This is a genomic window from Streptococcus sp. DD10 (assembly GCF_001578805.1).
In the GTDB taxonomy this organism is placed as follows: domain Bacteria; phylum Bacillota; class Bacilli; order Lactobacillales; family Streptococcaceae; genus Streptococcus.
Genome location: NZ_KQ969157.1, coordinates 441,040 through 451,098, shown reverse-complemented (window position 1 = coordinate 451,098; position 10,059 = coordinate 441,040). Strand labels below are relative to the sequence as shown.

The 10,059-nt window shown below is 38.4% G+C and carries 8 protein-coding genes and 1 pseudogene; 8 read left to right on the top strand and 1 reads right to left on the bottom strand.

Going from position 1 to position 10,059, the window contains the following annotated elements; translation table 11 throughout:
- The 8 genes and pseudogenes from STRDD10_RS01960 to carB form a co-directional block, all read left to right on the top strand.
- A pseudogene (locus STRDD10_RS01960) lies at positions 1 to 483 on the top strand (ISLre2 family transposase); the annotation flags it as partial.
- Positions 484 to 861: 378 nt separating this feature from the next.
- Positions 862 to 1,200 carry a zinc ribbon domain-containing protein YjdM gene (locus STRDD10_RS01955; protein WP_067192667.1) on the top strand — a complete coding sequence of 113 codons (339 nt, stop codon included), beginning with the start codon at positions 862 to 864 and terminating at the stop codon, positions 1,198 to 1,200.
- A 40-nt stretch (positions 1,201 to 1,240) separates the two neighbouring features.
- On the top strand, positions 1,241 to 1,861 hold the full coding sequence (locus STRDD10_RS01950) for a Pr6Pr family membrane protein (protein WP_067192666.1): 621 nt from the start codon (positions 1,241 to 1,243) through the stop codon (positions 1,859 to 1,861).
- 86 nt (positions 1,862 to 1,947) lie between these two features.
- Positions 1,948 to 2,421: a TM2 domain-containing protein gene (locus tag STRDD10_RS01945; RefSeq protein ID WP_067192664.1), complete on the top strand. Its 474-nt coding sequence runs from the start codon at positions 1,948 to 1,950 to the stop codon at positions 2,419 to 2,421.
- A 248-nt stretch (positions 2,422 to 2,669) separates the two neighbouring features.
- Positions 2,670 to 3,185 (top strand): bifunctional pyr operon transcriptional regulator/uracil phosphoribosyltransferase PyrR, encoded by a 516-nt coding sequence (gene pyrR, locus STRDD10_RS01940; protein ID WP_067192662.1) that lies wholly within the window; start codon positions 2,670 to 2,672, stop codon positions 3,183 to 3,185.
- Positions 3,186 to 3,203: 18 nt separating this feature from the next.
- Positions 3,204 to 4,127, top strand: coding sequence for an aspartate carbamoyltransferase catalytic subunit (locus STRDD10_RS01935; protein ID WP_067192661.1), 924 nt, complete (start codon positions 3,204 to 3,206; stop codon positions 4,125 to 4,127).
- 50 nt (positions 4,128 to 4,177) lie between these two features.
- The gene (locus STRDD10_RS01930; protein WP_067192659.1) at positions 4,178 to 5,257 is read left to right on the top strand and encodes a carbamoyl phosphate synthase small subunit; all 1,080 of its coding nucleotides are present in this window, start codon (positions 4,178 to 4,180) and stop codon (positions 5,255 to 5,257) included.
- 409 nt (positions 5,258 to 5,666) lie between these two features.
- Entirely contained in the window at positions 5,667 to 8,846 is a 3,180-nt protein-coding gene (carB, locus tag STRDD10_RS01925) for a carbamoyl-phosphate synthase large subunit (protein ID WP_067192657.1), read from the top strand.
- A gap of 851 nt (positions 8,847 to 9,697) precedes the next feature.
- Here the strand turns inward: carB and STRDD10_RS01920 are convergent.
- Positions 9,698 to 10,059 (bottom strand): GNAT family N-acetyltransferase (locus tag STRDD10_RS01920; RefSeq protein WP_156468580.1); only part of this gene is annotated, 362 nt, incomplete at its 5' end.

Sequence of the window (10,059 nt, the reverse complement as noted above, 5' to 3'; positions counted from 1 at the left end):
CAAGACGACCTTTTTCAAGCTATACGTGAGCATGATAAGTCATTGTTGCGCAGGACACTTGATACGATCGAATCCCTAGTTGAAACAGAAAGACAAGAAACAACGTTTGCATATTATGCTTCAAAGTTTTTACGTCAATTTCAGTACACCAAACCAGCCAAAATGAGAGGATTGGATGGGGCAACTCTTGGAATTATTGAAAGTCAACATCGTAAGATTACGTATCGGATGAAGCACAGAGGCATGTATTGGTCCAGAAAAGGAGGGCTGACCATGGCACAGATGATTTTATTAGCTCACAAAGATGAATTGAGGGATTTATTCTTTGGTTCTTGGAGAGAGGATTATCAAAAATATCAAAGTTTAGAGAAGTTGACAGTTGAAAGGGTGACGAGACCAGCTAGGGTGGATCGTACAAAAGATTATAATCTCCCGACTTTTAATGAAAATTTCGACTGGCGTATGGGAGGTAAGAAGAAATAGATTTGTTCATTATACATAAGAAAAAAAGCAAAGTTTCTCTTGAATTTTGGTGCTTTTTTAGCATGCAAAGATTGACTTTTTACTATAAAATGGTATAATAGAATTATCAAAAAACAAAGAAAAAGGCGAGAGTTTCGGACCTCTCGCCACCGAGTAAAACAACTAACACTTGCGTTACTCAGTCAACTACAATGATAACAGAAAAAAGTATCATCGTCAAGGGCTGAACATGCAAATGTTTAGCTCTTTTTCTCGAAATTCTCATATATTTTAGCTTTCTCAAAAAATTCGACACATACAAAACTTAGTAGTATTTGTCAAAACGTTTAAAAAATGGTATACTAGGCGAGTTAGAAATTGAACAAATAAGGAGACAAGATGAACAATCTACCAAACTGCCCAAAATGTAATTCAGAATATGTTTACGAGGATGGGGTACTCTTGATCTGTCCAGAGTGTGCTTATGAGTGGAATCCAGCTGAAGAGAGTCAAGTAGAAGAGGGCGTAGTAGCTATTGATGCAAACGGTAATAAGTTGACTGATGGTGATACTGTTACTCTTATTAAAGATTTAAAAGTTAAGGGAGCACCAAAGGATCTTAAGCAAGGTACTCGCGTAAAGAATATCCGTATTGTTGAGGGTGATCACAATATCGATTGTAAAATTGATGGTTTTGGTGCTATGAAACTAAAATCTGAATTTGTAAAGAAAATATAATCATAGAGGGACTATCCCTCTTAATTTTTGGAGAAATACTATGAGATTCAAACTAATTTATTTGTATAGAATTCTTTTGTTTATGTTGAGTATCGTTGGTGTCTATTTAGAAATCACCAAGCATGGTGGATTAGGTATGCTGATGTATTATACAGTCTTATCTAATATTATCGTAATGCTTTTTACTGGATATTTAGTTTCTTTAATGACTAGAGTAAAAAAATGGGAAAGTCAAACTATCTTGCGTTTTAAAGGTGCGGTAACCATGTCTATTATGATTACCTGTGTGATTTATCATTTTATGTTGGCCCCCATTGCAACAGACTTTTATCGATTAGAAAATTTTCTCTGCCACTATATTGTTCCGCTCATGTTTTTTGCAGATACTTTACTGGTAGATAAGCGTAAGCAGTACAGATGGTTTGATCCCGTCCTTTGGACAGCGATTCCTTTGTTTTACATGGCTTTTGCTCTGTTCAACGGTCTTGTGACCAAATGGCCTATTCCTAATGCCAAGGATAGCCCATTTGCCTACTTTTTCATCAATGTCACTAAATACGGCTGGCAATATGTGGGCACTATGGTTGCCATTATCTTCATAGCTTATCTATTTTCGGGCTATGTTTTATATGTTATTAAGACAATTGGTAAGAAAATCTGATAATTTTTTTAATAAATTCTATAAATTACTTGACAAACGATATATATATATATAATTAACTTGATAAAGTTTTTATAGGAGATGTTATGGCTAAAATTATTAAAGTAACAGATACTGAAGTAAGTATTGCACAAGATGATTCGACTATTATCAAAGTTCCACGTGCAAGTTTAGAATTTGAACCAAGCAATGGAACTTTAGTAGAAGTGTATGATACTGGCGAAGAAGTAATCGTACATTTGGCTGAAAGCAAAAAGATAGCAGACAATTTACAAGATAAAATCAATATCAATATTGTAAATGAAAACAATAACCAACAAACCCAGCAACAGGTTGTTTATGCTGCTGGTGCAGGACGTTGGGTTAATAAATGGGTCTATGCACTTCTTGCTTTATTCTTCGGAGGTCTAGGAGCTCATCACTTTTATGCTGGTAAAATTGGAACTGGATTTATGTATCTTTTGTTTTCGTGGACATTCATTCCAGCATTGATTGGCTTTTTCCAAGGAATTTCTGCTATGTTACGACAAGCAGATACAAATGGTAATATTTTGGTATAAATATATATTAGAACAGCTCGATTTAAGGGCTGTTTTTATCTGTCAATAATCGTTTTTTACCTATTTTACAGTTCCTACTTGAAATAAAGTTCTGTTTATGTTACACTAAGAATAACAAAATAGTCCTTTAATCCTGTCCCGTGAGGCAGGCAAGGAGAATCTGATAATAGGTGCAGGCTGTCCTGTACCCCCTATTTTCTGTAATCTCCTTGTTCTCAAGGAGATTTTTTATATGTGGAGGATTTGTCATGGAGACAAAAGAAGTAGTTGACGATATTACTGTCAAACGAGCGATTACTCGCATTACTTATGAAATTATCGAGCGAAATAAAGAACTTGATAAAATTGTTTTAGCTGGTATCAAAACACGAGGTGTTTTTATTGCAAATCGTATTCAAGAGAGATTGTCTCAATTGGAAAATATAGATGTTCCTGTGGTTATTTTAGATACGAAACCTTTTCGAGACGATATAAAAAGTGGTCAAGACACTTCTGATATTTCAGTAGATATTACTAATCGCGATGTTATTTTAGTAGATGACGTTTTATATACTGGGCGAACAATTCGAGCAGCTATTGATAACATTGTTTCTCATGGGCGGCCATCACGAATTAGTTTAGCAGTTTTGGTAGACCGAGGTCATCGTGAGTTGCCTATTCGAGCTGATTATGTAGGAAAAAATATTCCAACAAATCAGTCTGAAGAAATTATTGTTGAAATGACCGAACTAGATGGTCAAGATCGTGTTCTTATTGGGTTATAAAAAGTAAAAGGAGTCGTCATGTCTACAAATCAACAAGCACTACAACACGTTGTATCAATGGAAGAACTAACAATTGAGCAAGTTACTAAACTGATCAAACGAGGCATTGAATTTAAAAATGGTGAGCAAGCTCATTATCAAGAACAGCACATCATCTCAAATCTCTTTTTTGAAAATTCAACGCGAACTCATAAATCTTTTGAAGTAGCGGAATTAAAACTAGGACTTGATATGGTAGACTTTGATACTAAAACAAGTTCTGTAAGTAAAGGTGAGACCTTGTATGATACAATTCTAACGATGTCGGCACTAGGTGTAGAAGTTTGTGTTATCCGTCATTGGGAAGAAGATTACTATCGACCACTAATTGAAAGTGAAGGGATTACCACATCAATCGTGAACGGTGGTGATGGTTCTGGACAGCACCCTAGTCAAAGTTTGCTTGATTTGATGACGATTTATGAAGAATTCGGAAAATTTGAAGGCCTTAAGATTGCTATAGCTGGTGATTTGAATCATTCTCGCGTTGCGCGTTCAAATATGAGCATTTTAAAACGATTAGGTGCGGAGTTGTATTTTGCAGGGCCTGAAGAATGGCGTAGTGATGAATTTGCGAGCTATGGAAAATTTGTAACTTTAGATGAAGTAGTTGAACAAGTAGATGTTTTGATGTTGCTAAGAGTACAACATGAACGTCATAATGCAGAAACAGGCTTCTTAGCAGAGAAGTACCATAAGGAACATGGATTGGACCAAGAACGCTATAATCGATTGCAAGAACATGCGATTATTATGCACCCAGCGCCTGTCAATCGTGGAGTGGAAATTGCAGATGAACTAGTCGAATCTGAAAAATCTCGTATTGTCAAGCAAATGGCAAATGGTGTCTTTGTTCGAATGGCTATTTTAGAAGCAGTTTTAGCTGGACGTCAAGCAAAGTAATCAGAACAAACGTTAAAAGACGTCTGAGAGCGTCAACGAAAGGATAATAAATGGTAAAAAGACTCCTTGTTTTAGAAGATGGTACCTTGTTTGAAGGGGAAGCGTTTGGTGCGGATGTTGATGTGACAGGTGAAATTGTCTTTAATACTGGTATGACGGGTTATCAAGAATCGATTACTGATCAGTCCTACAATGGTCAAATTTTGACTTTTACTTACCCACTAGTTGGGAACTACGGAATTAACCGTGATGACTATGAGTCAATTAAGCCAACGACTAAAGGTGTAGTTGTCTCAGAGGCCAGCCGTCGTGCCAGTAACTGGCGTAACCAAATGACCTTGGATGAGTTTTTGAAGGCGAAAAACATCCCTGGTATCTCTGGTATTGATACACGTGCCTTGACTAAAATTATACGCAAACATGGAACAATGAGGGCGACCATTACACATGTAGGAGATAGCTTAGAGCACATTACGGATCAGCTACAAGCTACAGTGTTACCAACAGATAATATTAAGCAAGTTTCAACTAAAACAGCTTATCCTGCTCCTGGTGTTGGACTAAGTATTGTACTTGTTGACTTTGGCCTTAAACATTCTATTTTAAGAGAATTAGCCAAGCGAAATTGTAATGTGACAGTTGTTCCGCACACGATAACGGCTAAAGAGATTCTACATCTTAATCCAGACGGTGTCATGTTATCAAATGGTCCGGGAAATCCAGAGGATGTTCCTGAAGTGTTAGAAATGATTCGGGGGATACAGGAGACAATTCCAATTTTTGGTATCTGTATGGGGCATCAACTGTTTGCAATGGCAAACGGCGCAAAGACTTATAAAATGAAATTTGGTCATCGTGGGTTTAATCATGCTGTACGTGAAATTGCTACAGGACGAGTAGATTTTACTAGTCAAAATCATGGTTATGCAGTTTCTAGAGAAAACTTACCTGAGCATTTGATGGTGACTCATGAAGAAATAAACGATAGATCTGTTGAAGGAGTTAAACATCGGTATTTACCAGGATTTTCAGTGCAATTTCACCCTGATGCAGCCCCTGGTCCACACGATGCTAGTTATCTATTTGACGAGTTTTTAGAAATGATAGAAGCTTTTAAGAAAGCTGATTAGAGTGACTATCAGTCATCATAGGGGTATACGTTGGAAGATTCACTCAATTACCTATCCCTTGAAAATGGTAATCAAAAGAAAAGCATTGTTTTATCAATTAAGAAGTTTTTAATTGATGATCGCTTTCATAAATTTTATGGAAATATAAATAAAAAAGTACTTTCCTAATTTTGGTTACGATGAGGTGGGGTGAACATTTTCCTTTATGAGATTTTTTATCAGAAATCCTTGGAAAAAATATTTAATGACAACCAGAGAGTTGTCAAATAGAAAGGAGAAGATACAGGTTCACGGAAGTGAACACGCCCTAAGGATTGTGTGAAAAAGATAAACGGTGACTAGACGCTTGGGCGTCGTCGTCACGTTTCCTATTTTCACTGGGTCCTTAACGGGCTTTGTATCATAAATTATGCCTAAACGTTCTGATATTAAAAAAATTATGGTTATCGGGTCTGGTCCTATCATCATTGGTCAGGCTGCTGAGTTCGACTACGCTGGTACGCAAGCCTGCTTGGCCTTGAAAGAAGAAGGTTACAGTGTTGTCCTTGTCAACTCTAACCCTGCGACAATCATGACTGATAAAGAAATCGCAGATAAGGTTTACATTGAACCAATTACGCTTGAATTTGTCACACGTATCCTTCGTAAAGAGCGTCCTGATGCTCTCTTGCCAACACTTGGTGGACAAACCGGTTTGAACATGGCAATGGAATTGTCAAAAGCTGGTATTCTTGAAGAACTCGGAGTAGAGCTTTTGGGAACAAAATTGTCTGCCATTGACCAAGCCGAAGACCGTGACCTCTTCAAACAATTGATGGAAGATTTGGAACAACCAATTCCAGAATCTGAAATCGTCAATACAGTTGAAGAAGCAGTTGCCTTTGCGACAGAAATTGGTTACCCAGTTATCGTGCGTCCTGCCTTTACCCTTGGTGGTACTGGTGGTGGTATGTGTGCCAACGAAGAAGAACTTCGTGAAATCGCTGAAAATGGCTTGAAATTGTCACCAGTAACACAATGTTTGATTGAACGTTCTATCGCTGGTTTCAAGGAAATCGAATACGAAGTTATGCGTGATGCCGCAGACAATGCTCTTGTGGTATGTAACATGGAAAACTTTGACCCAGTTGGTATCCACACAGGGGACTCAATCGTATTTGCCCCAACGCAAACCTTGTCAGATATTGAAAACCAAATGCTTCGTGATGCCAGCTTGAAGATTATCCGTGCCCTTAAAATTGAGGGTGGCTGTAACGTACAGTTGGCTCTTGACCCACATAGCTTCAAGTACTATGTTATCGAAGTAAACCCTCGTGTATCACGTTCATCAGCCCTTGCCTCAAAAGCGACTGGTTATCCAATCGCCAAATTGGCAGCCAAAATCGCTGTTGGTTTGACACTTGATGAAATGATTAACCCAGTCACTGGTACAACTTATGCCATGTTTGAACCAGCTCTTGACTATGTGGTTGCTAAGATTCCACGTTTCCCATTTGATAAATTTGAACACGGTGAACGTCGCCTTGGTACTCAGATGAAAGCAACAGGTGAAGTTATGGCTATCGGTCGTAACATCGAAGAGTCACTTCTTAAAGCCTGCCGTTCACTTGAAATCGGTGTTTACCACAATGAAATGCCTGAGCTTGCGGACGTCACAGACGATGCCTTGGTTGAAAAGATTGTCAAAGCTCAAGACGACCGTCTCTTCTACCTCTCTGAAGCCATCCGTCGTGGATATACTATTGAAGAATTGTCAGAGTTGACTAAGATTGATATCTTCTTCCTTGACAAATTGCTCCATATCTTTGAATTGGAACAAGAATTGGCTACTCACGTAGGCGATGTTGAAGTTTTGAAAGAAGCTAAACGTAACGGTTTCTCTGATCGTAAGATTGCTGATCTTTGGAATCAAACAGCCGACCAAGTTCGTGCGACACGTTTGGAAAATAACATTGTTCCTGTCTACAAGATGGTTGATACTTGTGCGGCTGAGTTCGAGTCATCAACACCATATTTCTATTCAACTTACGAGTGGGAAAATGAATCAATCAAATCTGATAAAGAATCTGTCATCGTTCTTGGTTCAGGTCCTATCCGTATCGGACAAGGGGTTGAGTTCGACTATGCGACAGTTCACTCTGTAAAAGCTATCCAGGCTGCAGGTTACGAAGCTATCATCATGAACTCTAACCCTGAGACAGTTTCAACAGACTTCTCAGTTTCAGATAAACTTTACTTTGAACCATTAACTTTCGAAGACGTGATGAACGTTATCGAATTGGAACAACCTAAGGGTGTCGTGGTTCAGTTTGGTGGACAAACAGCCATCAACTTGGCAGAGCCATTGTCTAAAGTTGGTGTGAAAATCTTGGGTACACAGGTTGCTGACCTTGACCGTGCCGAAGACCGTGACCTCTTTGAACAAGCCCTTAAAGATTTGGACATTCCACAACCACCAGGACAAACAGCGACAAATGAAGAAGAAGCGGTTGAGGCAGCTCGTAAGATTGGCTTCCCAGTTCTTGTTCGTCCATCATACGTTTTGGGTGGACGTGCCATGGAAATCGTTGAAAATGAAGAAGACCTTCGTTCTTACATGCGTACAGCCGTTAAGGCAAGTCCAGACCACCCAGTTCTTGTTGATAGCTATATCATTGGACGTGAGTGTGAAGTGGATGCCATCTCTGATGGTAAGGATGTCTTGATTCCAGGTATTATGGAACACATCGAACGTGCAGGGGTTCACTCAGGGGACTCAATGGCAGTTTACCCACCACAAACCCTTTCTAAGAAAATCCAAGAGACTATCGCAGACTACACTAAACGCTTGGCTATTGGTCTTAACTGTATCGGTATGATGAACATTCAGTTCGTTATTAAGGATGAAACGGTCTATGTTATCGAGGTTAACCCACGTGCTAGTCGTACCGTACCATTCTTGTCTAAAGTTACTGATATCCCAATGGCTCAAGTTGCTACAAACTTGATTCTTGGTAAATTATTGGCTGAGCAAGGTTACAAAGATGGTCTTTACCCAGAAAGCAACCATGTTCATGTCAAAGCACCAGTCTTCTCATTCACAAAATTGGCTAAGGTAGATAGCCTCCTTGGACCTGAAATGAAATCAACTGGTGAAGTTATGGGTACAGATGCGACTCTTGAAAAAGCGCTCTACAAAGCCTTTGAAGCATCTTACCTCCACTTGCCAACCTTTGGTAATGTTATCTTTACTATTCATGATGATACTAAAGAAGAAGCCCTTGACTTGGCTCGTCGTTTCGATGCTATTGGTTATGGTATCTACGCAACTGAGGGAACAGCTAAGTTCTTGAATGAACACGGGGTTCACGCAACGCTTGTTAACAAATTGGGTGAAAATGATGATAACGACATTCCAGCCCTCGTTCGTACAGGTAAAGCGCAAGCTATTATCAATACGGTTGGTAACAAACGTACTTATGACGAGGACGGAGCAGCTATCCGTAGCTCAGCTATTGAAGCTGGAATTCCACTCTTCACAGCGCTTGATACAGCAGATGCTATGGTGCGTGTGCTTGAAAGCCGTAGCTTTACAACAGAAGCTATCTAATCATGAAATAGAAGTCTCAGCTTTGCTGGGGCTTTTTAAGAGAGGCTGGGACAAAAGTCCTAGCCTCTCAATTGTTTTTGGATTGTCGAGCAAGACGCAGTGGTTGAGTGGGCTCTACCACGCTGATTTCATCAGCTTTTACAGCCCTACTCAACTGTGTGGAGGTGGGACGACGAAATCGAATTCTAACGAATTACCGATTTCTGTCCCACTCTCTTTGTGATAATAATCCTGCATGAAGAGTGTCCAAAGTGATGCTTCTAGTTATACATGGGGAAATATTTTAAACGGTTCGTCCTCTTTTTGATATATGAGAAAAATAGTTTTCGTTTTATCAGTATATATTTATAGGAGGGGCGATTATGATAGTAAAAAAGTATTTCGAAACTTTCTTATTTTCACTTAGTAAGCCGCAGCGATAGTAATTTCATCTCAACTCAGGAGAAAAATGATGTTTTCTAAAGTAAATAGGGATTGTGTCTATTACACGCTCGAGTTGAGAAAATTCACAATTTGTTTTTATTAATGAAATTATCTAGACTAGTTTAGTAAAAAATTCTTGGTGAATATCGTTATAATTCAAAATAATTTTTTGTTTCTGATAACAATAGGGATTGGTATAGCTTTTTTGTTTTCTTGATTTTAACTTTAAAATGAACACTGAGAAGGAATTGAGTGCTGGTATAGTTTAAAGTGATCCTTTAGAACAATAATTTTATAGTATACTATAGTAGTTCTTGTGGAATAAAAGTTGCTTATACCATATAAAAAAAGCAGTTTGATCTGCTTTTATAGAATTTCAATTGTCGTATGAAGGATACAGTTGATAGCGATATACAATAAAAGGAAGTCTAACGAAGTATTCGTTCCATTACTGTTTCTTGCGGGCGAAGTCCGAGTCGCTCATAAAAGCGAAGAGCACCATTATTGTCATTCCAAACATTAAGAGTTAGGTTATAGCAACCAAGTTCCTTAGCGTATTCTTCTGCGAATTGAAAAAGTTGCTCTCCAATTTTTTGACCGCGTGCTCCTTCATCTACACAGAGATCTTCAATAAATAGAGTTTTTATCGGTTGCAATGCTCCAGAATTAGGTTTTTTTATGGAGATAAAGAGGTGACCCAAGAGTTGTTTATTTTCATTTTCAAATACAAAAATAGGGGTGTGCTCTTGTGTCATTAACTGTTCTAACTCTTTTTTTGTATGATAAATTG

Excerpts from the sequence above, each read along its gene's own strand:
- pyrR (WP_067192662.1), top strand. The coding sequence starts at position 2,670 with ATGGAGACAAAAGAAGTAGTTGACGATATTACTGTCAAACGAGCGATT.
- STRDD10_RS01955 (WP_067192667.1), top strand. The coding sequence starts at position 862 with ATGAACAATCTACCAAACTGCCCAAAATGTAATTCAGAATATGTTTAC.
- STRDD10_RS01930 (WP_067192659.1), top strand. The coding sequence starts at position 4,178 with ATGGTAAAAAGACTCCTTGTTTTAGAAGATGGTACCTTGTTTGAAGGG.
- carB (WP_067192657.1), top strand. The coding sequence starts at position 5,667 with ATGCCTAAACGTTCTGATATTAAAAAAATTATGGTTATCGGGTCTGGT.
- STRDD10_RS01935 (WP_067192661.1), top strand. The coding sequence starts at position 3,204 with ATGTCTACAAATCAACAAGCACTACAACACGTTGTATCAATGGAAGAA.
- STRDD10_RS01945 (WP_067192664.1), top strand. The coding sequence starts at position 1,948 with ATGGCTAAAATTATTAAAGTAACAGATACTGAAGTAAGTATTGCACAA.
- STRDD10_RS01950 (WP_067192666.1), top strand. The coding sequence starts at position 1,241 with ATGAGATTCAAACTAATTTATTTGTATAGAATTCTTTTGTTTATGTTG.